The 26,454-nt window shown below is 62.1% G+C and carries 27 protein-coding genes; 5 read left to right on the top strand and 22 right to left on the bottom strand.

The genetic code is table 11. The annotated features are described in order from the left end of the window. Positions 1-41: 41 nt before the first annotated feature. The 6 genes from flgE to V8G57_RS21185 form a co-directional block, all read right to left on the bottom strand. A complete protein-coding gene (gene flgE, locus V8G57_RS21210; protein ID WP_342831076.1) occupies positions 42-1,244 on the bottom strand; it encodes a flagellar hook protein FlgE in 1,203 nt (400 codons plus the stop codon). A gap of 78 nt (positions 1,245-1,322) precedes the next feature. After that, a complete protein-coding gene (locus V8G57_RS21205) occupies positions 1,323-1,982 on the bottom strand; it encodes a flagellar hook assembly protein FlgD (RefSeq protein WP_342831075.1) in 660 nt (219 codons plus the stop codon). Between the two features lie 78 nt (positions 1,983-2,060). Next, positions 2,061-2,486: a flagellar basal body rod protein FlgC gene (flgC, locus tag V8G57_RS21200; RefSeq protein ID WP_342831074.1), complete on the bottom strand. Its 426-nt coding sequence runs from the start codon at positions 2,484-2,486 to the stop codon at positions 2,061-2,063. A gap of 31 nt (positions 2,487-2,517) precedes the next feature. Next, positions 2,518-2,925 carry a flagellar basal body rod protein FlgB gene (flgB, locus tag V8G57_RS21195; protein ID WP_342831072.1) on the bottom strand — a complete coding sequence of 136 codons (408 nt, stop codon included), beginning with the start codon at positions 2,923-2,925 and terminating at the stop codon, positions 2,518-2,520. Positions 2,926-3,042: 117 nt separating this feature from the next. After that, a complete protein-coding gene (locus tag V8G57_RS21190; protein ID WP_061539106.1) occupies positions 3,043-3,309 on the bottom strand; it encodes a helix-turn-helix domain-containing protein in 267 nt (88 codons plus the stop codon). Beyond that, on the bottom strand, positions 3,297-3,530 hold the full coding sequence (locus V8G57_RS21185; protein ID WP_139220080.1) for a hypothetical protein: 234 nt from the start codon (positions 3,528-3,530) through the stop codon (positions 3,297-3,299). Before V8G57_RS21185 ends, V8G57_RS21190 begins: the two co-directional genes overlap by 13 nt. Here V8G57_RS21185 and flgA point away from each other — a divergent pair. The 3 genes from flgA (at position 3,525) to V8G57_RS21170 (ending at position 5,156) form a co-directional block, all read left to right on the top strand. Next, positions 3,525-4,259 carry a flagellar basal body P-ring formation chaperone FlgA gene (gene flgA / locus V8G57_RS21180; RefSeq protein WP_342831070.1) on the top strand — a complete coding sequence of 245 codons (735 nt, stop codon included), beginning with the start codon at positions 3,525-3,527 and terminating at the stop codon, positions 4,257-4,259. The genes V8G57_RS21185 and flgA overlap by 6 nt on opposite strands. A gap of 97 nt (positions 4,260-4,356) precedes the next feature. Next, positions 4,357-4,701: a flagellar biosynthesis anti-sigma factor FlgM gene (gene flgM / locus V8G57_RS21175; RefSeq protein WP_254785117.1), complete on the top strand. Its 345-nt coding sequence runs from the start codon at positions 4,357-4,359 to the stop codon at positions 4,699-4,701. Continuing rightward, entirely contained in the window at positions 4,698-5,156 is a 459-nt protein-coding gene (locus V8G57_RS21170; RefSeq protein ID WP_092398892.1) for a flagella synthesis protein FlgN, read from the top strand. The genes flgM and V8G57_RS21170 overlap by 4 nt, the downstream gene beginning before the upstream one ends. Positions 5,157-5,180: 24 nt before the next feature. Here the strand turns inward: V8G57_RS21170 and V8G57_RS21165 are convergent, their stop codons facing one another. The 12 genes from V8G57_RS21165 to V8G57_RS21110 all read right to left on the bottom strand — a co-directional run bounded on the left by V8G57_RS21165 (position 5,181) and on the right by V8G57_RS21110 (position 18,704). After that, entirely contained in the window at positions 5,181-5,741 is a 561-nt protein-coding gene (locus V8G57_RS21165; RefSeq protein ID WP_342831069.1) for a flagellar protein FlhE, read from the bottom strand. A gap of 1 nt (position 5,742) precedes the next feature. Continuing rightward, a complete protein-coding gene (locus tag V8G57_RS21160; RefSeq protein ID WP_092398896.1) occupies positions 5,743-6,486 on the bottom strand; it encodes an RNA polymerase sigma factor FliA in 744 nt (247 codons plus the stop codon). Positions 6,487-6,510: 24 nt separating this feature from the next. Next, entirely contained in the window at positions 6,511-7,314 is an 804-nt protein-coding gene (locus V8G57_RS21155) for a hypothetical protein (protein WP_342831068.1), read from the bottom strand. A 10-nt stretch (positions 7,315-7,324) separates the two neighbouring features. Then, on the bottom strand, positions 7,325-9,742 hold the full coding sequence (flhF, locus tag V8G57_RS21150; RefSeq protein ID WP_342831109.1) for a flagellar biosynthesis GTPase FlhF: 2,418 nt from the start codon (positions 9,740-9,742) through the stop codon (positions 7,325-7,327). Between the two features lie 2 nt (positions 9,743-9,744). After that, positions 9,745-11,850: a flagellar biosynthesis protein FlhA gene (gene flhA / locus V8G57_RS21145; RefSeq protein ID WP_342831067.1), complete on the bottom strand. Its 2,106-nt coding sequence runs from the start codon at positions 11,848-11,850 to the stop codon at positions 9,745-9,747. Next, on the bottom strand, positions 11,847-12,989 hold the full coding sequence (gene flhB / locus V8G57_RS21140) for a flagellar biosynthesis protein FlhB (protein WP_342831065.1): 1,143 nt from the start codon (positions 12,987-12,989) through the stop codon (positions 11,847-11,849). Before flhB ends, flhA begins: the two co-directional genes overlap by 4 nt. 190 nt (positions 12,990-13,179) lie before the next feature. Next, positions 13,180-13,821 (bottom strand): protein phosphatase CheZ, encoded by a 642-nt coding sequence (gene cheZ, locus V8G57_RS21135; RefSeq protein WP_092398904.1) that lies wholly within the window; start codon positions 13,819-13,821, stop codon positions 13,180-13,182. A gap of 1 nt (position 13,822) precedes the next feature. After that, positions 13,823-14,221, bottom strand: a complete 399-nt coding sequence (cheY, locus tag V8G57_RS21130) for a chemotaxis response regulator CheY (RefSeq protein ID WP_092398906.1) — start codon at positions 14,219-14,221, stop codon at positions 13,823-13,825. 114 nt (positions 14,222-14,335) lie between these two features. Further along, a complete protein-coding gene (locus V8G57_RS21125) occupies positions 14,336-15,415 on the bottom strand; it encodes a protein-glutamate methylesterase/protein-glutamine glutaminase (RefSeq protein ID WP_092398908.1) in 1,080 nt (359 codons plus the stop codon). Next, the gene (gene cheD, locus V8G57_RS21120; protein ID WP_092398910.1) at positions 15,412-16,068 is read right to left on the bottom strand and encodes a chemoreceptor glutamine deamidase CheD; all 657 of its coding nucleotides are present in this window, start codon (positions 16,066-16,068) and stop codon (positions 15,412-15,414) included. The genes V8G57_RS21125 and cheD overlap by 4 nt, the downstream gene beginning before the upstream one ends. Continuing rightward, positions 16,065-16,934, bottom strand: a complete 870-nt coding sequence (locus tag V8G57_RS21115) for a CheR family methyltransferase (protein ID WP_092398912.1) — start codon at positions 16,932-16,934, stop codon at positions 16,065-16,067. Before V8G57_RS21115 ends, cheD begins: the two co-directional genes overlap by 4 nt. Before the next feature lie 147 nt (positions 16,935-17,081). Further along, the gene (locus V8G57_RS21110; protein ID WP_342831062.1) at positions 17,082-18,704 is read right to left on the bottom strand and encodes a methyl-accepting chemotaxis protein; all 1,623 of its coding nucleotides are present in this window, start codon (positions 18,702-18,704) and stop codon (positions 17,082-17,084) included. A gap of 245 nt (positions 18,705-18,949) precedes the next feature. Between V8G57_RS21110 and V8G57_RS21105 the strand changes: the two genes are divergently transcribed. Beyond that, the gene (locus V8G57_RS21105) at positions 18,950-20,908 is read left to right on the top strand and encodes a methyl-accepting chemotaxis protein (RefSeq protein ID WP_342831061.1); all 1,959 of its coding nucleotides are present in this window, start codon (positions 18,950-18,952) and stop codon (positions 20,906-20,908) included. 52 nt (positions 20,909-20,960) lie between these two features. Here the strand turns inward: V8G57_RS21105 and V8G57_RS21100 are convergent, their stop codons facing one another. Together V8G57_RS21100 and V8G57_RS21095 are read right to left on the bottom strand one after the other, a co-directional pair. After that, positions 20,961-21,386, bottom strand: coding sequence for an organic hydroperoxide resistance protein (locus V8G57_RS21100; protein WP_092398918.1), 426 nt, complete (start codon positions 21,384-21,386; stop codon positions 20,961-20,963). 187 nt (positions 21,387-21,573) lie between these two features. Further along, the gene (locus V8G57_RS21095; RefSeq protein WP_092399026.1) at positions 21,574-22,059 is read right to left on the bottom strand and encodes a MarR family winged helix-turn-helix transcriptional regulator; all 486 of its coding nucleotides are present in this window, start codon (positions 22,057-22,059) and stop codon (positions 21,574-21,576) included. A 295-nt stretch (positions 22,060-22,354) separates the two neighbouring features. On the opposite strand from V8G57_RS21095, the gene V8G57_RS21090 reads away from it, so the two are divergent. After that, positions 22,355-24,715, top strand: coding sequence for a DNA polymerase II (locus tag V8G57_RS21090; RefSeq protein ID WP_342831060.1), 2,361 nt, complete (start codon positions 22,355-22,357; stop codon positions 24,713-24,715). Positions 24,716-24,772: 57 nt separating this feature from the next. On the opposite strand, the gene V8G57_RS21085 is transcribed toward V8G57_RS21090, so the two are convergent. Continuing rightward, positions 24,773-25,174, bottom strand: a complete 402-nt coding sequence (locus V8G57_RS21085) for a cupin domain-containing protein (protein ID WP_342831059.1) — start codon at positions 25,172-25,174, stop codon at positions 24,773-24,775. Between the two features lie 76 nt (positions 25,175-25,250). Further along, on the bottom strand, positions 25,251-26,216 hold the full coding sequence (locus V8G57_RS21080; protein ID WP_342831058.1) for an IS110 family RNA-guided transposase: 966 nt from the start codon (positions 26,214-26,216) through the stop codon (positions 25,251-25,253). Positions 26,217-26,454: the final 238 nt, after the last annotated feature.

Raw genomic sequence — 26,454 nt, 5'->3', positions numbered from 1 at the left:
GCCGGTTCCCGCCGCCGCGCTAATGACGAAAAAATCCATCATCAGCGCATGCTCACCAGGGTCTGCATGACCTGGTCCTGGGTCTTTACGGTTTGCGCGTTGGCCTGGTAGGTACGCTGCGCAATGATCATGTTGACCAGTTCGGCGGTGAGGTCGACGTTGGACGATTCCAGCGCGCCCGAAGTCAAGGAGCCAACCTTGGTGCCGGCGCCCGCCGTCCCGACCAGCGGCTGGCCTGACGCCGCGGTTTCAGCCCAGACATTGCCGCCCTTGGATTGCAGGCCGTCCGGATTGGCAAAGGAAGTGAGGACGATCTGGCCCAGGGTCTTGGTCTGTTCGTTCGAGTACTTGCCGGTTACGGTGCCGTCCGGATTGATGGCGAACGCAGTCAGGCTGCCGGAGGTATAACCATCCTGGGTCTGCTTGGCGACCGCGTTGTCGTTGCCGAACTGCGTGGTGCCGGTCAGGTTGATCGTGAAGTTCATCGGCGCCGCGCCGTTTGCCAGCGGTACTGCGGCAGGAGCCAGGGTGCCGGCGGCAGGCGTCAGCATCTTGCCGGCCGTATCAAAGGTCAGCGAGCCGATATTGCTGCTGGCGCCGCCGTCGACGGTCTGGTAGACATCCCAGGCGTTCGCCGCGGTCTTCACGAAGAAATTCGTGATTTCATGCGGATTGCCCAGCGAATCGTAGCCGGTCACCGCGTTCTGGTAATTGAAACTGGTGGAATCGGTCGCATTGAACGGCGCTGTGATGGGCACCGTGCTGCGCGAATCGATGTTGTATTGCGCATTGATCTTGGTGGTGGCGTTCGGCGTCATCGCGGCAGCCGGCAACTGCAAGGCTGCCGGTGTGCCGCCGGCGATGCTGCCATTGGCGCCGACCTGGTAGCCGGTCACGCGCAGGCCGCCGGAATTGACGATGTAGTTATCCTTGTCGATAGTGAACTGGCCGTTGCGCGAATAGGACACTTCGCCGGATGGGCTGGCCAGGCGGAAAAAACCGTCGCCGTTGGTGATCGCCACGTCCAGCGCACGGGTGCTGGTCTGCACCGCGCCCTGGGTGAAATTTTGCGAAACGCCGGCTACCTGGGTGCCGAGGCCGACCCGCGAACCCGCATATACATCGGCAAACAGGACACTGCCAGCCTTGAAGCCCACGGTGCCCGAGTTGGCGACATTATTGCCGATCACATCGAGATTGCTGGAACTTGCATTCAATCCGCTTACGCCTTGTTGAAACCCCATGGTCCACTCCTTTTGAAATCAATTTGCAGCATTTTTTTCAGCTTCCGGGTTGCGGAAAAATAATGAAAAAAGCCGGATTTATAGAAACTGCTTAACGTCGCTCAATGCCGCCGTGCCGGCCGCACCCAGGTTCAACGTCACGCCGCTGGCCGTCTGCGCCACGCTGGCAACCTGCGAGTACGTCAGCGTGTTCGCCGCGACCGCGCTGCCGCCGACGGCAGCAGCCACGCTGATTTTGTAGGCGCCGTCGCCCATCGCGGTACCGGTGTCGTTCTTGCCGTCCCACGACAAGGTCTTGGTGCCTTGCGGCAGCGCGCCGACATCGATCGTGCGCACCGTATTGCCGGCGGCGTCGGTGATCGTGACCTTGACCGTATCGGCCGCGCCTTGCATGTCCAGCCCGAAGGAAGTAGCGGCGCTATCCTTGAGCGTCACGCTGCTGCCCGGCGTCAGCACCGTATGGCCGATCAGCGAGGCGGCCTGCAAGGTCTGGCTGGAGCCGGTTTGCGCCACCAGCGAATTGAGCGTGCTGTTCAGGTTTTCGATGCCGCTGACGGTGCTCATCTGCGCCAGCTGCGAAGTCAGCTCCGCATTGTTCAGCGGATTCAGCGGGTCCTGGTTATTCAGCTGGGTGACCAGCAATTTAAGGAAGCGCTGTTCCTGGTCGGAACTGCTGGACACGGCTCCTGCCAGCGCTCCTGCTGCACTGTTGTCGGTTGAAACTCCCGATACTGCCATGATGGTTTTCTCCTGAAGCGGCGCCGCCGAGGCGGCCGCGGATTAATCGTTCAAATCGGAACTGCTATCGGTGCTTTGCTACTGGCCGATGGTCAGCGTCTTCAGCATCATGTTCTTGGCGGTATTGAGCACCTCGACATTGGCCTGGTAAGAGCGCGAAGCGGAAATCATGTTGACCATTTCTTCCACCACATTGACGTTCGGCATGGTGACGTAGCCGCTGGCGTTGGCCAGCGGATGCTTGGGGTCGTACACCATGCGCAGCGGCGACTGGTCTTCCACCACGCCCGCCACCTGCACGCCGCCGACGGCGCTGGCCGGATCCTGCTGGTCTCCTGTCGCCACCGCGAACACCACCTGCTTGGCGCGATAGGGCTGGCCATCGGGCCCGGAGACGCTGTCGGCATTGGCCAGGTTGCTGGCGGTGACGTTCATGCGTTGCGATTGCGCGCTCATGGCGGAACCGGCAACGTCGAAAATATTCATGGATACATTGGACGGCATGGCTTGATCCTTGCTGGCTAAAACTGGAAATTCATTGCTGCACCGCCGACAGCAGCGACTTGATCTGGGCGCCGATGACGGTCAGGCCGGATTCATAGTGGACCGCGTTGTCGGTGAAATTGACGCGCTCGACATCCATCTCCACGGTATTGCCGTCGATGCTGGACTGGGTCGGCACCCGGTACAGCAAATCCGGTTCGCCGGCGGCCATGGCCTCGCCCTGGATGTGGCGCGCGGAAGTGATCGCCATCGACACCGGCTGCGCCTGCCGGCCTTGCGCCATCGCTTGCGTCAGGCTGCTGCTGAAATCGAAATCGCGCGCCTTGTAATTGGGCGTATCGGCGTGTGCGATATTCGACGACAGCACCTCTTGCCGGCGCGCCCTCAAGTTCAATGCTTCCTGCTGAAAGCGCAGTGCTGCATCCAGTTTATCTACCATCTTGTACCTACCCTCAACAGACCTTTTGATGAAAGCGATTATAGGTAGCGGCCGCCGGCGGCAATCAGCGGAACAGGCGGCTGATTCGGCCTCAATTCAAGATACGCCATGCCGGTCTCATTTGGGACCGGGAAAATATTTTGCGACATCCTCGAAACTCAGCCGGTAACCGTCCAGCACGCGCTTGATGGTCGATCCGCTGGGATCGGTGACCCTGCCGGTTTCGAGCTTGCTCAGCACCGGCACCGACAAGCCGCAGCGCCGATGCATCGCTGTCAGCGACAGCCTCTTGCCGTTCTCGCCGGTTTGCTTCAAGCGCATCTGCCGCAGGAAATCCGCCAAGGTGGCCGGGACTTCTTCATCGAATTCGCTCACGTTCGCCATTGCATGTCCTTGATTTTCAGATCGCCTTCCGGCAGAATTTTTTGAACCGGCGCGACAGGTTTCCGCAAACCATTATAGGCAGGGCATCGCAATCCAATACCCCAAACAGCACGCCAAACCGCGCCCAGTTCGGCGCTTGGCGACGACGCGCGGTTGTCTAGAATCTGATGGCGGACATTCCGTCGCCATGAATTCCGATTGAGGGAAGATTCGATATGCATGCACCATTCTCCCGGCGCCGCCGGCTTGCGATTACCTGCCTGATCCTTGCGGCGGCAGGACCAGGCGTCGGCAGCCGGGCCGCATCCGCCAGGACAGCGGAACTGAGCGGCAGCGCCAGGCCGGTGATCGAGCAGTTCCTGCTGGCCCAGGCCGGCGGCTTGCCTGGCAAGGTCAGCATCCGCGTCGAGACGCCGATGTCAGGCGCCCTGCCCGCCTGCGATGCGCTGGAAGCGTTCCTGCCCGCCGGCGCCCGGGTCTGGGGACGGGTCTCGGTCGGCCTGCGCTGCAACGGCGACGGTTCCACCACGCCGGCGTGGACGCGCTATGTGCCCGCCTATGTGGCGGTAGTGGCGAACTACTATGTAGCCAGCCGTCCCATCAACGCCGGCGACACCGTCGGCCCCGCCGATATCCAGCTGCGCCAGGGCGACCTCAGCGCCCTGCCGCGCGGCGTGCTCACCAATCCGCAGCAAGCCGCCGGCATGGTAGCCTCGAACCGGATTGCCCTGGGCGCGCCGCTGCGGCTGGAACTGCTGCGCGGCGCCACTGTGATACAACAGGGGCAAAGCGTGAAAGTCCAGTCGCAAGGCTCGGGTTTCGTCGTCAGCACCGAAGGACGGGCGATGACCAATGCCGCCGCCGGCGTGGCGATACAGGTGAAGACGCAGGCAGGGCAGATGCTGAGCGGCATCGCCCGTGCCGATGGCTCGGTAGAATTGCCGAATTGACGCTTGTTTTTACAGCAATCCAGGCATTTTTAGCCGGAACCCTAAACATTCCGCGCAAGCTGCCGTTATAACGAACAGATCCCTTAGAGGAAACATCTTGAAAATCGATCAACCTACAAAGCCGCTCAATAGCGTGTCAAGCCCAGCCAACGCGGCGTCCAGCAAGGATAACGCGGCGCGCGCCGCATCCGCCGACGCCGCTGCCGCCGGCACCGCCAACAGCGCCAGCCCGCCTATGCCAGCCGCCCTCAATTCACTGTCGGCGCAAGTGCGCCAGCTGCAAACCCAGTTGCTGCAACCCGGCGCCGGCGATTTCGACGCCGCCCGGGTCGCCGAGATACGCCAAGCCATCAGCGAAGGCCGCTATCAGATCAATCCCGAAAAAATCGCCGACGGCTTGCTCGATACGGTACGCGACCTGCTGGGCAAGAAGCCGTCATGAGCAGCGCGCTCTTCAAGCACCTGCAGCAGGAGCGCGCCGTCATGGACGCCTTTCTCGACCTGCTGGACCAGGAAGCGGAGGCGCTGATCAAGAGCCGTTTCGATGTGCTGCCGCTGATCACCGAACGCAAGGCCCAGCTGGCGGAACGCATCACTGCGCTTGAGCAGGAACGGGAACAGCGGCAACGGGCAGCCGGTTTCGACGCGGGACGAACCGGCGGCGACGCCGCGGCGGCGGCCGGCGGCGGCAACCTGCAGCAAGCCTGGCAAGAACTGCTGGCGCTTGCAGCCCAGGCCCGCGACTACAACCATCGCAACGGCATCATGATCCACACCCACCTGGATTTTGTACGGCGCTCGATCAATTTCCTGCGCGCCCACGGCCAGTCGCTGTATGGCGCCGACGGCAAGCACCAGGTCGGGCTCGGCAACGGCCATAGCCTGGCGTCGAGCTGAACGCCACCTACCCCATAGCCCGATTTACTCGTAGCTGACCATCACCTGGCTGGCCGCCCCCTGCAATGCCGGGGCCAGGGCTCCGCGCCCGCCGATCACAAAAGCAAACACGAAATTCGACCAGCCGTTGTCGCCGTCAAAGGCGGCGGTGCTGCCGCTGGCGCCGCTGAGAGCGGCGCACCTGGCGTAGTTGCACAGATAGGCATGGATGCCGGCCGGCGGCGCCGTCAGGAAACTGTAGCGCCAGCCGACCCGGCGGGTCCTGGAGCCTGAAGAGACGCCGCTGCCGACCGGAGCTACCTGAACCGACTGATAAGCCACCCCACGGTAGAACAGCGCGGGCGTGGAAACCGAAGCGCTCCAGGAACCCGCCACCCTGCCCTGTCCGCCCGCGGCAGCGCCGCTGTCAAGCCGGACAGCGCCGGGCCCGGCCGGCGGATTCTCAGCGCGTCCCATATAGGTACTCAGACTGATTGCAGCCACCGGCGGTTCTCCGGCAAAAACAGCCGCAGGCGCCAGCCAGCCGGCCGCGCCGCAAAACAACAGCCGCCTCAGCCCGGACCCGAAGCCGGCCAGGTCGCTCATCTCACGCTACCTCGCTCCGGCTGGTTTCATTCAAGCGCACCCGCAGGCGGCTGATGGCCTGGCTATGCAGCTGGCAGACGCGCGACTGGCTGACTTCCAGGATGGCGCCGATTTCACGCAGGTTCATTTCCTGCTCGTAATACAGGCTGAGCAGCAGCCGTTCGCGTTCCGGCATCAGGGCGATCGCCTCCACCAGCATATGGCGCATGCCGCTGTCCAGCAGACGCTGCAACGGATCGGCGACGCCGCTGCGATCGCTGCTGTCGTGCTGGCGGTCGAGAAACGAATTTTCATTGCTGCCGCCTTCGCAGTCTTCGTAGTACACCAGCTGCGAACCGTGGATTTCCTGCAGCAGATGCTGGTAGTCTTCCAGCGACAGCTGCATCGACACCGCGATTTCACGCTCGCTGGGCGGACGCGCCAGCTTCTGCTCCAGCGCCTGCACCGCAGCGTCGACCTTGCGCGACGACTGCCGCAAGCCGCGCGACAGCCAGTCGTTGGCGCGCAGCTCGTCCAGCATCGCGCCGCGGATACGCTGGCTGGCGTAGGTTTCGAACTGCGCGCCCTGGTCATCCTGGTAGCGGTTGGCGGCGTCCAGCAAGCCCAGCATGCCGGCCTGGATCATGTCGTCCAGCTCCACGCTGGCCGGCAATTTCGCGATCAGCTGCAAAGCCAGGCGCCGCACCAGCGGCGCGTATTGCGCCAGCGTGTCGGATTTATCGATTTTTCCCTGAGCCGTATACATGATGGATTCCTCTTCCTGCTTTACTCACACAGTGTCCAGATTTCGGTTAACAACAGGGCGCGGCCATTGCAGCAGCTGGCCAGCGATGCGGCGGAAATCGATTGCCGCGGCACTGGTCTGGAATGCCTCCACCACGCTCAACTTGAGCCCCAGCGCGCGCACCAGCTGCGGGTCTTCCGCGACGCAGCCGGCAGGCTCCAGCGCCAGCCCCAGGTAACGGCTGCCGGCGCCGGCCAGGTTGCCCAGCACGCGCTGCGCCTCCGGCATGCCGGCCGCCAGGTTGAGCATGATCCGCAGGCGCTGCAGGGCATGCGCGTAATGCAGCTGCTTGATGCAGGCGTAGGCAGCCGTGATGGAAGCCGCCTGCGGCCGCAGCACCACCACCACATCGTCGGCCTGCGCCGCCAGCGGCGACAAGGCGCCGTCGCGGTCCAGGCCGGCGTCGACCAGGATCACCTGCCCCTGGAACAGATTGCGCACCTCAGCCACGGCAGGGGCATCGCCCGGGCGCACCGCCAGCAGCAGCGCGCCGCACGCCAGGCGCGACGCCGCGGTTGACAGCGGCAGGCCGCCGGCAACATCGGACCAGCTGCGCGCCGTGGCGCCGGCCCACATCGCCGTTGCCGACCGCGCGCCGCTCTGCTCGTCCAGCAGCAGCACTTCTTTTCCTTGCTGCACCAGGGCCGCGGCCAGGTTCAAGGCGACGCTGGTGACGCCTATCCTTGGACTGCTGCCGACCAGCGCGATGACGCGCGCCGCCTGCGTGCCCGAATGCTGCGCCATCAGGTTGCGCAAACCATCGGCCTGATCGCTGACTACTTTGCTCACAGACGTCCTTTCATCCGGGCAGCGCCGCAGTGCCCGGTGCCGGCGCCAGGCCGGGAACGCTATCGGCATCCAGCGCCAGCGCATCCAGCAGGGCGATCAGCTTGCCGAAGCCTTCAAACAGCGCTGCCGCGGAAGTGGCGCTGGCCGCGCCGGCACGGATCCGATGGCCGGCCAGCTGCGCCAGCAGCGTGCGAGCGGCGCCGGCCCAGCTGTCGCGGTTGTGCGCCAGGCGCCAGACGGTGGTGCTGACTTGTGCAGCGACCAGCAGGCGTTTTTGCATCTGGCTGTCGCCCGGCTCGGTGCAGGCATCGAGCTGCTGGACCGCTTTCTTGAGCAGCTTGTAGTAAGGATCGGCGGCTTGTTTCCAGCAGGCCCACGCGGCAAGCTGCGACGCCGTCGCCGACGGCGCAAGATTGGCCAGCAGGTACCAGCCGGCCAGCAGTTTTCCGCTGTGCGGATCGACGATGCGCACGGCCACGCAGCGCAAATTGAATGTGCTCGCATCGTGCCGTTTGTCGCCGGGCAAGGCGACTGTCGTCTCCGCCAGCATCTGTTGCGCCGGCTTGCCCTTGTAGAGCATCGCCTGGGGTGCATCGAACACCAGCCGCGCCGCCAGCTTCGCCAGCGATGTCCTGCCTGCGCCATCCAGCACGCAAGTAGTGCCGCGCGCACGGGCCAGCCATGACATGCCGGCCTGCCAGGATTCGATCAAGCCTGGCGCCGGCATTTTGTCGAGCAGGTGCACCACCGGCTTGCCGAAATCCTGGCCATGCACCCACGCCAGCTGGCGCAGCGCCGGCGTGGCTACAGCGCCGTTTGCCGCGGCGGCAAACGCGGTGGACAGCAATTGATGCGGCGCCGCCAGCGGCATGCCGTCGCGATCCGACAACAGCACGCTGGATTGCAAGGCATAGGCGTCGCCGCTGCGGCTGGCGGCCAGCTCGGTCTTGCCGCTGATTGCCAGCACATGGCTGTTGCAAGCAACGCCGATTTCCGTTTTCGCATGCGCCAGCAGCTTGTGGACCACCGCCTGGCTGCCGATGCTGTCGTCCGCCAGGTCGCGCCATAACCGGCTGCTGGTCTCGAAGCCGATCCCGCCGCCGGCCAGCGCAGCGGCGTTGGCCGCCAGCTCTTCGGCGTCCTGCGCCAGCACCCGGATCAGTTGCCGGCATTGGCCGCGCAAGCGTTCGGTAGCGGCAGATGCGGCCGCCAGTTCGGCGTCGTTGTTCAATGCCGCCGGCAGCTCACCCAGGTCAGCTTCGCCCGGGACAAACAAGGCGCTGCGGCTGGCGCTCTGGAACACGCTGTCGACCAGTTGCGAACGCTCGGCCAGCATCAGGTTTTCCGGCACTTTCTGGCCGCAAGAAACGTAGTGCACCGGCAGCCGGTGGCGGATCACGGTGTCCAGCAATGCGCCGGGATGGGTGGCTTCGTCGGTCTTGGTGAAGATGCAGCCCGCCAGCTGGTTGCCGCCGGCGCTGTCCTTGTAGGCATGCACCACCTCATTCAGGGTGTCGCCGTGGCTGGCGGCGTTCAGCAGCAGCAAGCGCTTGACCGGGCGGCCGGCGCCGCACAGCATGGCGACCTGCTCGGAGACGCTGCGGTCGCGCTGGCTCTTGCCGACCGTATCGATCAAGACCATGTGCTTGTCGCGCAAATCCTCCAGCACCAGCCGCAGGTCGGCTGCGTCTTTCACCGCATGCACCGATACCCCCAGGATCTTGCCGTAGATGCGCAACTGCTCGAATGCGCCGATGCGGTAGCTGTCGGTAGTCAGCAGCGCCAGCTTGTCGGCGCCGAAGCGCATCACGCAGCGCGCCGCCAGCTTGGCGGTGGTGGTGGTCTTGCCGACCCCGGTCGGACCCATCAAGGCATAGACGCCGCCGCCATCCATCAGCGCATCTTCGTTTTCCATCAACGGCAGGTTGCGCGCCAGCTCGGCCTTGACCCATGCCATGCCGGAGGCAAAATTCTGGCCGGTCGGCAGGTGGTCCAGCATCGCTTTCGCCAGGCTGGCGCTGAAGCCGGCGCCCAGCAAGGTGCGCAGCAGATGGCCGCGCACCGGGTCGCGGCGCTGCTTGTCGTTCCACACCAGGCCGGCCAGCTGCTCTTCGATCATGCCGCGCATCGAATGGATTTCGCTGATAACGCTACCGTTGCTGTCCGTGCCGGATGGCGCGGCGGCGCTTGTGGCTGGCTGTATGACCACTGGTGCTGCCACCGTCGCCGGTACGGCAACCACAGGAGCCAGGGTTGGTGCCGGCGCCGGCCGCGCATCGCCCGCGGTTTCCAGCATGGCGACGATTTCGGCGCCGGCGGCGGTCGCCCGGCTGGAAACGATGATGGCGTCCGGCCCCAGCTGTTCGCGCACCAGGCGCAGCGCTTCGCGGCTGGACGGGGCGACGATGGTGACGCTGTCAGTGTGCATGTTCAAGCCTTGCCTCCGATAGTGGCGGTTACTTTGATGGTGCGGGTATCAGGAATTTCAGCGTGCGACAGCACCTTGAGCTGCGGCAGGCTGCGGCGCAGGAAGCGCGCCAGCAAGACCCGCAGCGGATGCTGCACCACCAGCACCGGCGACAGGCCGAACTGTTCCTGGCGCGCGATCGCGGCCTGGGTCTGCGCCAGCAGGCTGTCGGCCAGCCCCGGTTCCAGTCCGCTGCCGTTGCTCAACGCCTGCAGCAGGACGCGGTCGAGCGAGCCGTCGAGGCCGATCACCTGCAGTTCGCCGTTGCCGGGGAACAGCTGCTGGGTGATCGCCCGGCCCAGCGCCAGCCGCACCAGCGATGTCAGTTCGGTGGCGTCGCTGACCGTGCCTCCGTGCTCCAGCAGGACGTCGAGGATGGTGCGCATGTCGCGTATCGATACGCTTTCGTCCAGCAGGTTTTGCAATATTTTCTGCAGCGTCGTCAGCGACAGCAGCTTGGGCACCAGGTCTTCGATCAGTTTCGGCGCGTCCTTGGCGACCCGGTCCAGCAGCTGCTGCACTTCCTGCCGTCCCAGCAGTTCCGCCGAATGGGCATGGATCAGGTGGTTCAGGTGAGTAGCGATCACGGTGCTGGCGTCGACCACGGTGTAACCGTAGATCTGCGCCTGTTCCCGCATGTGGCTTTCGATCCAGACCGCCGGCAGGCCGAACGCCGGATCGGCCGTCTGCACGCCGGGCAAGGTGGCGCTGACCTGCCCCGGATTGATCGCCATCCATTGGCCAGGCCAGGCTTCGCCATTGGCGATCTCGACGCCTTTGAGCGTGATCACATAGGAATTCGGCTTGAGTTCCAGGTTGTCGCGGATGTGCACTACCGGCACCAGGAAGCCGATGTCCTGCGCGAACTTCTTGCGGATGCTCTTGATGCGGCCCAGCAGTTCGCCGTTCTGGCTGCGGTCGACCAGGGAAATCAGGCGGTAGCCGACTTCCAGTCCGAGCGGATCGACCAGCGCCACGTCGTCCCAGCTGGCGTCCGCCGGCTCGGCAGCTGCCGCGGACGGCGGCGGCGCCTTGGCCGCATATTCCGCCGCCGCGTTTTTCTGCAGCAGGCGCCGGCCGAGATACACCAGGCCGCCGGCAATGATCAGGAACGCCACATGCGGCATGCCCGGCACCAGCCCCATCAGGCCGATGATGCCGGCGGTCAGGAACAGCACCTGCGGATTGGAGAACAGCTGCCCCATCAGCTGCTGGCCGACATCTTCATCGGTCGTCACGCGCGAGACGATGACGCCGGCAGCGGTAGAAATCACCAGCGCCGGAATCTGCGCTACCAGGCCGTCGCCGATGGTCAGCAAGGTGTAGTTCTTGGCCGCCACCGAAATATCCAGGCCATGCTGGGCGACGCCGACGATCAGGCCGCCGACCACATTGATCACCATGATCAGCAAGCCGGCCACCGCATCGCCGCGCACGAACTTGCTGGCGCCGTCCATGGAGCCGTAGAAATCCGCTTCCTGCGCGACCTCGGCGCGGCGCTTGCGCGCTACGTCCTCGCCGATCAGGCCGGCGTTGAGGTCGGCGTCGATCGCCATCTGCTTGCCTGGCATCGCATCCAGCGTGAAGCGCGCGCCGACTTCAGCAATCCGCCCCGCGCCCTTGGTGATGACCATGAAGTTGATCACCACCAGGATCACGAACACCACGATGCCGACGGCGAAATTGCCGCCCACCAGGAAATGGCCGAAGGCTTCGATCACCTTGCCCGCGGCGTCCGGCCCGGTATGGCCTTCCAGCAGCACCACGCGGGTGGAAGCGACATTGAGCGACAGGCGCAGCAAGGTCGAAAACAGCAACACCGCCGGAAAGGCGGCGAAATCCAGCGCCTTCATGGTGTACATGCTGACCAGCAGCACCATCACCGACAGCGCGATATTGAAGGTGAACAGCAGGTCGAGCAGGAACGGCGGCAAGGGCAGGATCATCATGCCCAGGATCATGACGATCAGCACCGGGCCGGCCATGCCCTTGACGCTGTTGCCAGCCAATATGGCGGCCCCTAGGCGGGGCAAGGAACTGAATGAAAAAGCTGGGCCTGCTGGCTTCATGCCGGGCTTCCTAAAGTGTCGAGTGAATCGGGAACCGGCAGGTCAGCCGGTGTGCGTGGCGCGATGCCGCCCTCGCTGCGCCAGCGCTGCAGCTGGTAAACCCAGGCCAGCACTTCAGCCACCGCGGTGTACAGCGCAGCCGGGATTTCTTCGCCCAGGTTGGTATGGCGATACAGCGCCCGGGTCAGGGGCGGTGCTTCCAGCATGGGAATCTTGTGTTCGGCGCCGATGGCGCGGATGCGCAGCGCTACCAGGTCGGTGCCCTTGGCAACCACCCGGGGCGCGCGCATTTCCTTGTCGCTGTATTTGAGCGCGACCGCAAAGTGGGTCGGGTTGGTGACCACCACGTCGGCGGTCGCCACCTCGGCCATCATGCGCCGCCGCGCCATCTGTTGCTGCTGGCGCCGGATCTGCCCTTTGACGTGCGGATCGCCTTCGCTTTCCTTGTGCTCCTGCTTCAGCTCTTCGCGCGTCATGCGCAGCTTGCGGTAATAACTCCACAACTGGTATGGCACATCAATGGCTGCCACCAGCAGCAGCGAAGCAATGATCAGGCCGCAGCAATTGGCCACCAGCCTTACCGTATGCGCCAATGCGCCGTGCACCGGTTCGCTCAGCAAGCCCAGCAGCGTATCCAGGTTGCGCGACATGACCCAGTAGGCGATGCCGCCCACCAGTACCGATTTGGTGCATGCCTTGATCAGTTCCGCCAGCGACTGGCTGGAAAAGATGCGAGCAATACCGGCCACTGGATTGAGCTTGGAGAATTTGGGCGCCAGCGCATCCGGCGCAAACAGCCAGCCGCCCAGCATCAGCGGCGCCGCCAGGGCCGCCAGCGCCAGCATGGCCAGCAACGGCAGCAAAGCCTGCAGCGCTTCCTGCCCGGCAGCAGCGGCCTGGGTCAGCATATAGGAGGTATCGAAGCCGGCGGCGCGCTTGAATTGCATGCCCTGCCGCAAGGCATGGCCGATATGCTCCGCCATCGGCACGGCCGTCAGCCACAAGCCGCCTATGCCGGTGCTCAGCATGACAAACGTGCTCAGCTCGCGCGAACGGGCAACCTGGCCTTCTTCGCGCGCCTTTTCCAGGCGCCGGGGAGAACCGGGTTCCGTCTTTTCGAGATCGCTTTCTTCCGCCATGCATGCTCCGAACCAGAAGGGACGAACAGCGCCCTATCAATATCGATTATTGATGCAAGGGCGCAGATGCAATCGGGCAAACAAGGCGGGGATAGCGGTGCTGCTCAGGCAATCGCTGCGGCCGGGGCGTGTTCACCGCCGCCCTGGCCGCTTTTGTTTCAGGCGTGATGCGGATTCGCCATGGTCCGGGTCAGAAGCCCAGGCTCGACAGCAGGTCGTCGACCTGCTCCTGGTCGGATACCGCATCGGGATTTTCATCCGCGTTCATTTGCGGACCGTTCAACAGGCCGTTGCCTTCGCTGCGTTTTTCCAGCGGCGTGTTGTCGATCAGCACCTGCAGCAGCTGTTTTTCCATTTCCTGCACGACTTCCATCATTTTCTTGATGACCTGGCCGGTCAGGTCCTGGAAGTCCTGCGCCATCATGATTTCCATCAGCTGCGCATTGATGGCCGAAGCCTGCTGCGGCACGTCTTTCAGGTAATTGCGGGTATCCAGCACCAGCACCCGGGCATCGTCCAGCTCGACCGGGCTGACAAACCATTCATCCCAGCGCTGGCTGAGCGTCTTGGCTTGCTTGCTGAGTTTTTCCTGGATCGGCTGGGCGACGTCGATCGCGTTCAAGGCCCGTTCGGCGGCGCGCTCTGTCATCGCCGCCACGTAGTTCAGGCGATCGCGGGCATCCGGGATCGCCTGCGCCGCCTTGGCGATTTCCTGGTCCAGGCCGAGTTCGCGCATGCTTTCGCGCAGCAGGCGCGTCAGGTGGCCGATGCGGTTGACCAGCTGCTCGGCGGAGTCGCCGGCGGCCGGCATCTGTAAGGCGTGCAGGCTCATATCAAGCACTCTCTTTCGCAATTTTCTCGAATATCTTGGTGATCTTTTCCTCCAGCGTGGCCGCGGTAAAAGGCTTGACCACATAGCCGTTGGCGCCGGCCTGGGCGGCGGCGATGATGTTTTCCTTCTTGGCTTCGGCCGTCACCATCAGCACCGGCAGCCTGGACAGGGCCGGATCGGCGCGTATCGATTGCAGCATGGTCAAGCCATCCATGTTCGGCATGTTCCAGTCGGACACGACAAACCCGAAATTGCCGTCCTTGAGCTTGGCCAGTCCTGCCGCACCGTCCTCGGCTTCGTCGACATTGACGAAATCGAGTTCTTTCAACAGGTTCCTTACAATCCGCCGCATGGTAGGAAAATCGTCCACCACCAGAATTTTGATACTTTTATCAACCATGATTACTCCACACTAAAAATAGGACCTGGCACGCATGCCCGCATTCCTGACGCCATGCCTGTATAACGTCACAAATGTAAAAAAACACAGGGCGGATATTGTTCACACCGTTTTTTACACCCGGTTCGAGCGTTCGCCGTACGACATCAGGCGCGCCATCAGGCGTGCGCTCATTTCCGCTATGCCGGCTACCTCGTTGGCCGCCCCCATGGCGATCGCTTCGCGCGGCATGCCGAACACCACGCAGCTGGCTTCGTCTTGCGCCAGGGTGTAAGCGCCAGCCTGGCGCAAGCGCAGCAAACCGGCCGCGCCGTCCCGTCCCATGCCGGTCAGGATCACGCCGATGGCGTTCTTGCCGGCATGCTGGGCGACCGAATCGAACAGCACGTCGATCGAAGGCCGATGGCGGTTGACCGGATCTTCCTGGTCCAGGTGGGCGACATAGTTGGCGCCGCTGCGCGCCAGCGACAGATGGAAGCCGCCGGGCGCGATATAAGCATGGCCCGGCAATACCCGCTCGCCGTGCTCCGCTTCCTTGACGGTGATGCGGCACAAGCCGTCCAGGCGCTGCGCGAACGACCGGGTAAAGCCGGGCGGCATGTGTTGCGCGATCATGATGCCCGGGCAATCCGGCGGCAGCGGCTGCAATACTTCCCGAATCGCTTCGGTGCCGCCGGTGGAAGCACCGATGATGATCAGTTTTTCAGTACTCAGCAAAGGACTGCGCAGCAGCGGCGCCTGTCCCGCTGCCGCCGCATCGGCCGCGGGCCGGCGCGCCGATTGCAGGCGGGCGCGGGCGGCGGCGCGGATCTTGTCGGCGATCAGGTCGGTATATTCCAGCAAGCCTTCGCGTATGCCGAGGCGCGGCTTGGTGACAAAATCGACCGCCCCCAGCTCCAGCGCGCGCAGCGTGATTTCGGAACCGCGCTCCGTCAGCGAAGACACCATCAGCACCGGCATCGGCCGCAGGCGCATCAGCTTTTCCAGGAAATCCAGTCCATCCATGCGCGGCATTTCGACATCCAGCGTCAATACGTCGGGATTGAGCTGCTTGATCAGGTCGCGCGCCACCAGCGGATCGGGCGCCGTCGCCACCACGGTCATGTCCGGCTGGCTATTGATGATTTCGGTCATCAAGCTGCGTATCAGCGCCGAATCGTCCACACACAATACTTTGATTTTTTTATCGCTCACGCGCTGCCTCCACCTTGTTTTACGGCTTTCTTGCCGACTGCCGTATTGAATAATTCCACCTTGCTGCGCACCGGCTGCTGCGCCAGTGTCTGCACCAGTTTCTGTTCGTCGCGCTGGACCTGTTCGGCTTCGTTGATGCGGTGCAGCCTGCGCACCATGACCTTGCCGCTCCTCGGGAAATAGCTGATCCGGCGCGGCAGGTTGCCGCGCAAGTCTTGCGCCGCCACCCGTACCTGTTCCATCTGCAGGTAACGCAATACAAAATCGGCATTGCGGTCGCCGATGTTGAGCATCGTCATGTTCGCCAGCACCGCGCCGCCGCCAAACACCTTGGCCTCCAGCCGTTCGCGGCGCGCGCCCGCCTTGAGCAGTTCGTTGAGCAGCATCTCCATGGCGTAAGCGCCGTAGCGCATGGAGGCAGACGCGCTGTTGCCGGAGTTGCCGTCATCGGGCAGCATGAAGTGATTCATGCCGCCGACTCCTGCCGTGCTGTCGCGCACGCAGGCCGCCACGCAAGAACCGAGCACGGTGCTGAGCACCATGTCGTCGGGCGTGACGTAGTATTCGTTGGGCAGCAGCTTGACCGCCGCGCTGTCGAACTCGCGGTCAAAATAATGATGGGTCGCCACCGACTCTTCCGCCGCTGAAATCATGCGCCGCCCTTGGCTTGCCGGGAATCGAGTTCATAGACGGTCTGGCCGCGCAGCCGGAACGGCTGGCTGGCGTAGGAAAAATTCTCCGAATGCCCGGCAAACAGCAAGCCTTGCGGTTTCATCAAGGGCGCGAAACGCTGCAGGATCCTGTTCTGTGTCGGCTTGTCGAAATAGATCATCACGTTGCGGCAAAAGATGACGTCGAACGGTTCTTTCAAGCCCCATTGCGTATCCAGCAGGTTGAGCTGGCCGAACTTGACCATGGCCGCCACTTCCGGCCGTATCCGCACCTGCCCGGCACGGGCGCCGCTGCCCTTCAGGAAGAAGCGCTTGAGGCGTTCCAGCGGCAGCTTGCTGACCTGCTCCATGGTGTAGACGCCGGCCGCGGCCTTTTCCAGCACCTGGGTGTCGATGTCGGTAGCGATGACGCTGGCCGTGGCGGCGCGGCTGCCCAGCGCTTCGATCAGGGTCATCGCGATCGAATACGGCTCTTCGCCGGTGGACGCGGCCGAACACCAGACAGTCACCGGCGCCGCGCATTTTTTTGCGTGCTCCGCCAGCAGCGGAAAATGATGCGCCTCGCGGAAAAACGCCGTCAGGTTGGTGGTCAAGGCATTGGTGAAGGCTTGCCACTCGGCGCTGTCCTTTTCGCCTTCCAGCAAGGCCAGGTACGAAGTAAAGTCGTTCATGCCGAGTTCGCGCAGGCGGCGCGACAGGCGGCTGTAGACCATCTCGCGCTTTTGTTCGCCCAGCGCGATGCCGGCGCGCTGGTGGATCAGCGCGCGGACCCTGGAAAAATCGCCGTCGGTCAGCAAAAAATCCCGAGCTGAAGCCGTCGCCGCCCTGGTGCTCGGTTTGATAGTCATTCGGTGCGCCTTAACATGGTTGGCAGCGCCGCCTGCTGCGGCAACTGCCCGTATTGCAATATAAACACGGCGGCCGCACGCCGATGCCGCGAACAAGAGCCTAAAACGCCGCTTGCTCCGAGCATGGCGGCGCCGCGCCGCGCTAAGCTAGGCAGCGGCGCCGCGCAGCATCTGCGCATGCGGGGTGATATCGATCATCCGGTTTGCCTGCGCCGCGCCATGCGCGCGCTCCAGCTTGAAAGCGCCGACCACATCCGCCAGCACGCCGGCCTGGTCCTGCAGGCTGGCCGCCGCCGCCGCTGCTTCTTCCACCAAAGCAGCGTTCTGCTGAGTCACCTGGTCCATCTGGCTGATGGCCTGGTTGATCTGCTCGATGCCGGCGGTCTGCTCCTGGCTGGCGGCAGTGATTTCGCCCATGATGTCGGTCACACGGCGCACGCTGGCCACGATTTCTTCCATGGTGGTGCCGGCCTGGTCGACCAGCCGCGAGCCGAGCCCGACTTTTTCAACCGAGTCGTCGATCAGTCCCTTGATTTCCTTGGCCGCGGCAGCCGAACGCTGCGCCAGGCTGCGCACTTCCGCCGCCACTACCGCAAAACCGCGCCCCTGTTCGCCGGCCCGGGCCGCTTCCACCGCGGCGTTCAGCGCCAGGATGTTGGTCTGGAACGCGATGCCGTCGATCACGCCGATGATGTCGACAATCTTTTTCGACGAGGTATTGATCGCGCCCATGGTACTCACCACCTGGGTCACCACCGTGCCGCCATGCAGCGCCACTTCCGAGGCGGACACCGCCAGCTGGTTGGCCTGGCTGGCGTTATCGGCATTCTGCTTGACGGTCGAGGTCAGCTGTTCCATCGACGCCGCGGTTTCTTCCAGCGAGCTGGCTTGCTCTTCCGTACGCTGCGACAGGTTCTGGTTGCCGGCCGCAATCTGGCTGGAGGCGGTAGCGATGGTATCGGTGCCGCTGCGCACCTCGCCGACAATTTTCTGCAGGCTCTGGTTCATGTCTTTCAGCGCTTGCATCAGTTGCCCGGTTTCGTCCCTGGACCTGACTTCTATGTCCGCCGTCAAATCGCCGCCGGCAACACGGCGCGCCACGTCTACCGCAAACCCCAGGGGCTGGGCCACTACCCGTGCAATCCACAGTGCCAGGGCGAAACCCAGCAGCAGCATCGCGATCATCAGCCCTATCATCCAGACCCGGGCCTTGTTGTAGATGGCTTCGCCCTCTTTCGCCGAGGCGGCGCTGCCGTCGCTATTGATTTTCACCAGGTGTTCAACCTGCTTGTCCAGCTCGACGATGGCTGCCAGGGAATCGCCGCGTATTTCCTTTGCCGCATCGTCTTTCCTGAAGGCGCGCGAGATGTCGACGATTTTCTTGTCCATCTCCAGGTACTGCGGGATTTTATCCTTGAGCTGGTCGTATACAGCGCGTTCCTGTTCCGACACCAAGGGCGCATATTCGCTCATGCTCTTTTGCAGGCCGCCCCGGATCTCGCTGATGAACTGGGCGCTCTTGTCCATGTCCGCCGCGTCATTCGACATGACGTGCTGCATTTCGACATTGCGCAGCAGCGCCAGGTTGCTCTTCATGGTCAGCAGCAGCCGCACGCTCGGCAGCCAGTTGGTGTTGATTTCGTTGGTGGTGGCGTTGACCTGCCCCAGTTGCGTGATCGAGGCCACGCCCAGCACCAGTGTCAGCATCAATATCAACGCAAACGACAGCAGCAGTTTGGTTGCGATTTTCAAGTTATAGAACCAGGTCATGATCTTCTTTTCGAATGGGGTTTCAGTTGCAAACGAGCCTTTAACTCAGGAATGGCGGATGCCGGCTAGCCGCTTTCCTGATCCTGTTAACGGCAAGCCGCATCGTTTCTTGAGGCCCCAGGCAGCCGGCCGCGCTTGCGCGCCCTTCAACTTTCGCGAAAGTTGTCGTTATTGACTTTGATTGCCAGGAATTCGGCAGGACGCCACTCGCCAGCCCGGCCCATCCAACAAGAAAAGGATAGTCAATGAACAATAAATTCTTCAACAGCCTCAACGTAGGCATCAAGCTCAGCTTGTTTACCTTTTTGCTGGCCGCCCTGATCTTCCTGGTCTACGGCTGGGCCAGCGCCAGCGCCACTTCGCAATTGCTGGAGCAGCGCGGAGTACGCGACATTTCCGGCAGGACCGGCACCATGATCCAGATGCTCGATACATTCGACGCCAGCCATAAAAGCGAAGCCGACCGTTTCGCGCTGCTGCTGGCCAGCTATTTCCCGGGAAAATTTTCTATCGACGGCAGCAAGACCGTCGATGTCGCCGGCAAGCCGACGCCGCTGCTGAAAAACGGCAATGACGTGATCAACATGAATTTTTCCATCGCCGACCGCTTCACTTCGGCCAGCCGGGCAGTCGCGACGATCTTCATCAAGAACGGCGAGGACTTCATCCGCATCTCGACCTCGCTCAAGAAAGAAAACGGCGAGCGCGCGATAGGCACCGTGCTTGACCACGGCCATCCCGGCTATGCGCGCCTGCAGGGCGGCTTGCCGTATGTCGGCCGCGCCACCCTGTTCGGCAAGGAATACATGACCGCCTATAACCCGGTCAAGGACGAGGCCGGCGCCATCGTCGGCGCGCTGTTTGTCGGGGTCGACATCAGCAGCGACATCGAGACGCTGAAGACTCGCATCCGCTCGGTCAAGCTGGGCGAGTCCGGTTATTTCTATGTGCTCAATGCGGCCCAGGGCAAGGACCTGGGCAAGCTGCTGGTGGCGCCGGCCGACGAAGGCAAGAATGTGCTGGCCCTCAAGGACGCCGACGGCCGCGACTTCATCAAGGAAATCCTGGAGCACAAGGAAGGCAGCATGCGTTATGCCTTGCAGGAAGGCGCTGCCAAGGGACCGGAAAAAATCGCCGCCTTCGCGCTGTACAAGAACTGGAACTGGCAGATTGTCGGCAACGAGGACGCCGCCGAGCTGACGCAGGAAATCACCACGCTGCGCAACCGCAACGCCCTGTTCGGCCTGGCGGCGGTGCTGGTCATGGTGGCGGCGCTGTATTGGCTGATCCGCAACACCATCAGCCAGCCGCTGGAAAGAGTCAAGCAGGCGGCGCAGCAGCTGGCGGCGGGCGACCTGAGCGCTACCCTGGAAAGCGACCGGGGCGACGAAATCGGCCAGCTGGAACGCGCCATCAATGGCATCAGCCAGGGACTGGCCGGAGTCATCGGCAATGTGCGGCAAGGCACCGGCGAGATGGCGCGCGCCTCGCAGGAAATCGCGGAGGGCAACGCCAACCTGTCGGCGCGCACCGAATCGCAAGCGGCCTCGCTGGAACAGACCAGCAGTTCGCTGGAACAGCTGACGGCGGCAGTAAAACAAAACGCCGACAGCGCCCAGCATGCCAACCAACTGGTGATCGGCGCATCAGGACAGGCGGTCGCCGGCGGCCAGGCGGTCGGCCAGGTGGTGGATACGATGAATGCGATCAAGGACAGCTCGCGCAAGATCCACGACATCATCGGCGTGATCGACGGCATCGCTTTCCAGACCAACATCCTGGCGCTGAACGCCGCGGTGGAAGCTGCGCGGGCCGGCGAACAGGGACGCGGCTTTGCGGTGGTGGCGGCGGAAGTGCGCAGCCTGGCGCAGCGTTCGGCTGCCGCCGCCAAGGAAATCAAAGGCTTGATCAGCGACTCGGTGGAACAGGTAGATGCCGGCGGCAAGCTGGTGGATGCGGCCGGCCAGACCATGCAGGGCATCGTCGCCGCGGTCAAGCGGGTGGCGGACATCATGCATGAGATTACGGCGGCAACCGGGGAGCAAAGCAGCGGCATCGAAGAGATCAACCGCGCCATGGGCCACATAGACGACATCACCCAGCAGAACGCCGCGCTGGTCGAACAGGCCGCGGCAGCCGCCCAAAGCCTGCAGGACCAGGCAGCGCAGCTGGCGCAGACCGCTGCCGTTTTCAAGCTTGGCTGACGAAAAAAAAGCCTGGCAAGCCAGGCTGGGCGGATGCGGTCCGCCCGGTTGATTACACCAAAGTCAGGGTAACGTCGATGTTGCCGCGGGTTGCATTGGAATAAGGGCAGACTTTGTGCGCCTTGTTGACCAGGTCTTCCGCAGCGCCGGCGTCCATGCCTGGCAGGGAAATGCGCAGTTCGACTTCGATGCCGAAGCCGCCTGGGATCTGGCCGATGCCTACCAGGCCGGTGATCGACACGTCTGCAGGCAAGGAGATTTTTTCTTGCGAGGCGACGAATTTCATGGCGCCGATGAAGCAGGCGGAATAACCGGCTGCAAACAATTGTTCAGGATTGGTGCCGACACCGCCGGCGCCGCCCAATTCTTTCGGCGTGGTCAACTTGACGTCCAGCACGTTATCGGATGACACAGCGCGGCCGTCACGGCCTCCGGTTGCGGTGGCTTGAGCGCGGTACAGAACTTTTTCGACTGACATGATGGTTTCCTTTATTGGCCGGTTGGAAAATCCTTTGGATCAGTGCAGTCGGCCGTACTGACGATCCGGATCAAAGGTACAACAATAAGATGACGCAAGAATGAAACGAGGTATAAGGAAATTCTTAATTACACAATCATATTGCTCACAACTTATATTCCATGCAAAAGCGCACTCCCTATCCTTCTTAAGCGATATTGCCGGCCATCGCAGCACGCAAGCGCCGCAACTCCTGGGTCAGCGCTTGCAGCTCGTCCAGCGAACATTCTGCGCTGCAGCTCACCTGCGGCGGTATCGCCAACGCCTGCTGGCGCAGGTTCTTGCCCGCCGCGGTCAGGCTGACGATCACCTGGCGTTCATCGTGAGACGAGCGCTGGCGGCGCAAAAAACCGCTGCTTTCCAGGCGCTTGAGCAAAGGTGTCAGGGTGCCGGAATCCAGGAACAGGCGCTCGCCCAAGGCCGACACAGTCAGCTCGTCGCGCTCCCACAAGGTCAGCAGCACCAGGTATTGCGGATAGGTCAGGCCCATTTTCTGCAGCAGCGGCTTGTATATCTTGGTCATGGTCAGCGATGCGGAATACAGCGCAAAGCATAGCTGATTGTCCAGCAGCAGGCTGTCCGGCCCGAATGATTCCGGGGCAAGGTTTGCAGTCGTTTGTTTGCTGGTGTCCATGGCTTGAATAATATATCGCTTAAAATTAAATTGCAAGCAATCTAAATTGAATTTAAAACTATCGCCCGGATTGCGAATAACTATGGCGCCAATCCCTGGCGATTTTCCGGCTATCGCTTTGCCTTGCAAGCCCTCCTGCTCCGACAACGCGGCAACGGCCAGAGTTTCGGAATAATTGCATTCTTCCGGGCTGGCGTCGGCAGCAAAGTGCATTCATGAAATGTATCATTGCAAGACCTGGTCCCCAGCATCGCGTCGATGCGCAAATGAGAGCAGTTCTATATAAGGCAGTAGCGTGGCACAACAAGGTTTCATCCTGACCAGGCACTGGCGCGACACTCCCGATGGCACAGAAGTCGAGTTCTGGCTGGCGACCGACAGCGGCCCGCAGCATGTCCGCCTGTCTCCCCAGCAGTCGGTGGCGTTCATCCCGGCCGCGCAGCAGCAACAGGCTGAAAGCGTATTGCGCAACGAACGCCGGTTCGAGCTGCGCCCGCTGCTCTTGAAAGATTTCCACTCGCGCCCGGTGCTGGGCCTGTATGTCCAGCAGCACCGCCAGCTGATCAAGCTGGACAAGCTGCTGAAGGAGCATGGCGTCGACGTCTACGAAGCCGATATCCGCCCGCCCGAACGTTATCTGATGGAGCGCTTCATCACGGCCCCGGTCTGGTTCGCCGGCGAGCCGAACGGCAGCGGCCCCATGCTCGACAGCACCATGAAACCGGCAGCCGGGTATCGGCCGCAGCTGAAGCTGGTATCGCTCGATATCGAAACAACGGCGCATGGCGATTTATATTCGATCGCTCTCGAAGGCTGCGGCCAGCGCCAGGTGTACATGCTGGGGTCGCCCAACGGAGACGCTAGCGAGATCGACTTCGACCTGGAGTATTGCGCCAGTCGCCCGCTCCTCCTGGAGAAGCTGAACCAGTGGCTGGAGCGGCACGATCCCGACGCCATCATCGGCTGGAACCTGGTGCAGTTCGATTTGCGCGTCCTGCACAAGCATGCCCAGGAATACAGCGTGCCGCTGCGCATCGGCCGCGGCGGCAGCCAGATGGAGTGGCGCGAACACGGCTTCAAGCCGAACCATCATTTCGCGTCCGCCGCAGGCCGCCTGATCATCGACGGTATCGAAGCGCTGAAATCGGCGACCTGGAATTTTCCCTCCTTCAGCCTGGAGCATGTCGCCCAAACCCTGCTGGGCGAAGGCAAATCGATCACCAATCCCTACCAGCGCATGGCGGAAATCGACCGCCGCTTCGCCGAGGACAAGCCGGCGCTGGCGACCTACAACCTGAAAGACTGCGAGCTGGTGACGCGCATCTTCGCCAAGACCGAGCTGCTGACTTTCCTGCTGGAGCGCGCCGCCGTCACCGGCTTGCCGGCAGACCGCAGCGGCGGATCGGTAGCGGCCTTCGGCCACCTGTACCTGCCCCATATGCACCGCCAGGGCTACGTCGCGCCGAACCTCGGCGATGTCTCGGGCGAACCCAGTCCCGGCGGCTTCGTGATGGATTCGCAATCCGGCCTGTACGATTCGGTCGTGGTCCTGGACTACAAGAGCCTTTACCCCTCGATCATCCGCACCTTCCTGATCGACCCGGTCGGACTGGTCGAAGGCATGCAGCATCCCGCCGACAGCGATTCCGTGCCAGGCTTCCGCGGCGCTCGCTTCTCCCGCACCAAACACAGCTTGCCGGCCATCGTCAGCCAGATCTGGCAAGGGCGCGAAACGGCAAAACGCCAGCACAACCAGCCGCTGTCGCAAGCCTTGAAGATCATCATGAACGCCTTCTACGGCGTGCTGGGATCGACCGGCTGCCGCTTCTTCGATCCGCGCCTGGCGTCGTCGATCACCATGCGCGGCCATGAAATCATGCACAAGACACGCGAACTGATCGAGGCCAAAGGCTACCAGGTCATCTACGGCGACACCGACTCCACGTTTGTCTGGCTCAAGCAGCCGCATACGGAGGAACAAGCGGCTCGGATCGGCAATGCACTGGCGCAGGACGTCAACGCATGGTGGCGGCGGCACCTGCGGCAAACGCTGGATATCGAATGCGCGCTGGAACTGGAGTTCGACACCCATTACCATCGCTTCCTGATGCCGACCATCCGCGGCGCCGAACTGGGCAGCAAGAAGCGCTACGCCGGATTGATCGTGAACGCAGACGGCACGGAAGAGATGGTGTACAAGGGACTGGAGTCGGTACGCTCCGACTGGACGCCGCTGGCCAAGCAATTCCAGCAGCAGCTTTACCAGCACATATTCAAGCGCGAACCCTACCAGTCCTATGTGCGCGACTATGTCAGCCGCACGCTTAACGGCGAATTCGATGAGTTGCTGGTCTACCGCAAGCGCCTGAGGCGGCCTCTCGATGCGTACCAGCGCAACGTGCCGCCGCATGTACGCGCCGCGCGCGTCGCCGATGAATTCAACCGCGAGCAAGGCCGGCCGCTGCAGTACCAGAACGGCGGCTGGATCAGCTACGTCATGACCACGGCCGGCCCCGAGCCGCTGGAAACGCAGCGCTCGGCGATTGACTACGACCACTACCTGAGCCGGCAGCTGCAGCCGCTGGCGGATGCGATATTGCCGTTTCTGGACGATAATTTTGCGGCGCTGGTGGGGAGGCAGAAGGAATTGTTTTAAAGCTGCGAGTTGCCTGCGAGCGCCTGCAATCGGCTACCAGCGGCCACGGCCGCCTGATCATTTCGGCACAAATACGTTAAATTGCCTGCCTGGCACGGTCACCCACGACGCAATGGTTTTTGCTCCTGCCGGCCCTGCTTTAGTTACATGAACATCTTTTGCGGCAAGCTGGTAACTCTCGCCCGCATGGACAACTTTTGCAGGCGCGCCATCTACCAGAACTGTTATTTCCCCTTCAAGCACATACACGACCTCAGGCCCGATCGCCTTGTGGCGGGGTTTTTCAGCGTTCGGAGGAAACTCGGCAATCCCGATGCCCATTTCGCGATCGGTTCCCTGCACGCGGATTCTTTGCAAGACTTGTGTTTCCTTTGCTGCCGGCGCCATGCCGGCGGCCATGGCAGGATGCACCGACAGGATGCCCGCCAGAAGGATAGAAATAGAAAGATATGCTGTCACTATGGTTCTCCGAACTATTCCCTGAATCAATATTTATAGCGCGGCAAGGCGCACGTTGTAGATACTGTTATTCGCGTCAAGTGATATGCAAGGAAGAATCGAAAGATTTTTGTGATTTGAGCACTCCGAAGGCGACATGAATGAGTTTGCGCATCATGGCGCCGATAATCAACATAGGTGGTTTTCCTGATGCTGCAAGGCGTGCGCGGAATGTTTTCCCCCAGGCGGTTCTGTAGAGAGTGACCATAGCAGGCATATAGAGCGCCTTGCGCAGAAATGTATGCCCCACCTTGGACATGCGTGGCTTTGCCTTCACGCTGCTAGCAGATTCGTGGTGACGAGGATCTAACCCAGCAAACGCCACCGCTTTTCTGGCATTGCCGAAGCGGTCGGTATTGGCATAAAAAGACAAGAGCACGGCAATGCTACGCTCTCCCAACCCAGGAACGCTGTCGAGTAAGTCTCGCTTGCTGTGTAAATCAGGATCGTTATCAATGTGATCTCGAATCAATTTGCCCAAAGCTTTGATTTCTTGATCCAGCCAAGCGATGTGGCTTTCAATGCCTGCTATGACGGCCTCGCGGGCGACTTCCAGGCGATTAATCTCCTGCGTACGCATGTTTTGAAGCGCTTCTAAACGCAATACCATAGCCCGCAAAGCTTGCTCCGCAGGGGATGGTGCTTGCCAAGGCTCGGGCTTGCGTTCGAAACAGAACTCTGCAATCAGCTGGGCGTCCACCTTGTCGGTTTTAGTGCGCACCATGCGAGAGACGCCAAATGCCTTGATTTGACTGGGATTGAGAACGCTGACCATCATGCTTTGTGCTGCCAGGTACTCTGCCACCCCTTCCCAGTAGACACCAGTGGCTTCCATGCAAACGTGAATATTGATTGCTTCGTGCTTTGCCAGCCATTGCATCAATACCTTAAAACCTTGGTGATTGTTTTCTATGCTCTTGCTGCGGATTTTTCCATTTGGTAAGCGCAAAGCACAATCGAGCTTGGCTTTTGCTACGTCAATACCCAAAATAAAAATGTGCATACAACGTCCTCTGATAATCTACCTTGTCAATACGGGCTGCCGGCAGGCCGGGCCAAAGATACTGTGCGATTTTTAAACGAGGGTGAGCGACTGCTGCAAAAATCTACGTCACTGGCTTAAAACCAAAGGGCGCAAACGGCATCCAGATCGCTCGATCTTGATATGCCTACCAAGAACTGTCTTCGTAATTCGAGCGGTCGAATTACAAATTGAAAGATCTAAACTCCAAAATCATAAT

Origin of the sequence: Collimonas rhizosphaerae, assembly GCF_038896935.1 — a bacterium.
GTDB lineage: Bacteria > Pseudomonadota > Gammaproteobacteria > Burkholderiales > Burkholderiaceae_D > Collimonas > Collimonas rhizosphaerae.
This window is presented reverse-complemented; position numbering and strand designations above follow the sequence as displayed.

Excerpts from the sequence above, each read along its gene's own strand:
- V8G57_RS21100 (WP_092398918.1), bottom strand. The coding sequence starts at position 21,386 with ATGTCAGTCGAAAAAGTTCTGTACCGCGCTCAAGCCACCGCAACCGGA.
- V8G57_RS21185 (WP_139220080.1), bottom strand. The coding sequence starts at position 3,530 with ATGCATATCGAATCTTCCCTCAATCGGAATTCATGGCGACGGAATGTC.
- V8G57_RS21115 (WP_092398912.1), bottom strand. The coding sequence starts at position 16,934 with ATGACTATCAAACCGAGCACCAGGGCGGCGACGGCTTCAGCTCGGGAT.
- flgE (WP_342831076.1), bottom strand. The coding sequence starts at position 1,244 with ATGGGGTTTCAACAAGGCGTAAGCGGATTGAATGCAAGTTCCAGCAAT.
- V8G57_RS21205 (WP_342831075.1), bottom strand. The coding sequence starts at position 1,982 with ATGGCAGTATCGGGAGTTTCAACCGACAACAGTGCAGCAGGAGCGCTG.
- flgA (WP_342831070.1), top strand. The coding sequence starts at position 3,525 with ATGCATGCACCATTCTCCCGGCGCCGCCGGCTTGCGATTACCTGCCTG.
- cheZ (WP_092398904.1), bottom strand. The coding sequence starts at position 13,821 with ATGAGCCTGCACGCCTTACAGATGCCGGCCGCCGGCGACTCCGCCGAG.
- flhA (WP_342831067.1), bottom strand. The coding sequence starts at position 11,850 with ATGAAGCCAGCAGGCCCAGCTTTTTCATTCAGTTCCTTGCCCCGCCTA.
- flgC (WP_342831074.1), bottom strand. The coding sequence starts at position 2,486 with ATGCCGTCCAATGTATCCATGAATATTTTCGACGTTGCCGGTTCCGCC.
- V8G57_RS21080 (WP_342831058.1), bottom strand. The coding sequence starts at position 26,216 with ATGCACATTTTTATTTTGGGTATTGACGTAGCAAAAGCCAAGCTCGAT.
- V8G57_RS21170 (WP_092398892.1), top strand. The coding sequence starts at position 4,698 with ATGAGCAGCGCGCTCTTCAAGCACCTGCAGCAGGAGCGCGCCGTCATG.
- V8G57_RS21165 (WP_342831069.1), bottom strand. The coding sequence starts at position 5,741 with ATGAGCGACCTGGCCGGCTTCGGGTCCGGGCTGAGGCGGCTGTTGTTT.
- V8G57_RS21190 (WP_061539106.1), bottom strand. The coding sequence starts at position 3,309 with ATGGCGAACGTGAGCGAATTCGATGAAGAAGTCCCGGCCACCTTGGCG.
- V8G57_RS21095 (WP_092399026.1), bottom strand. The coding sequence starts at position 22,059 with ATGGACACCAGCAAACAAACGACTGCAAACCTTGCCCCGGAATCATTC.
- flgB (WP_342831072.1), bottom strand. The coding sequence starts at position 2,925 with ATGGTAGATAAACTGGATGCAGCACTGCGCTTTCAGCAGGAAGCATTG.
- V8G57_RS21105 (WP_342831061.1), top strand. The coding sequence starts at position 18,950 with ATGAACAATAAATTCTTCAACAGCCTCAACGTAGGCATCAAGCTCAGC.
- flhF (WP_342831109.1), bottom strand. The coding sequence starts at position 9,742 with ATGCACACTGACAGCGTCACCATCGTCGCCCCGTCCAGCCGCGAAGCG.
- flhB (WP_342831065.1), bottom strand. The coding sequence starts at position 12,989 with ATGGCGGAAGAAAGCGATCTCGAAAAGACGGAACCCGGTTCTCCCCGG.
- V8G57_RS21160 (WP_092398896.1), bottom strand. The coding sequence starts at position 6,486 with ATGTATACGGCTCAGGGAAAAATCGATAAATCCGACACGCTGGCGCAA.
- cheY (WP_092398906.1), bottom strand. The coding sequence starts at position 14,221 with ATGGTTGATAAAAGTATCAAAATTCTGGTGGTGGACGATTTTCCTACC.
- cheD (WP_092398910.1), bottom strand. The coding sequence starts at position 16,068 with ATGATTTCAGCGGCGGAAGAGTCGGTGGCGACCCATCATTATTTTGAC.
- V8G57_RS21110 (WP_342831062.1), bottom strand. The coding sequence starts at position 18,704 with ATGACCTGGTTCTATAACTTGAAAATCGCAACCAAACTGCTGCTGTCG.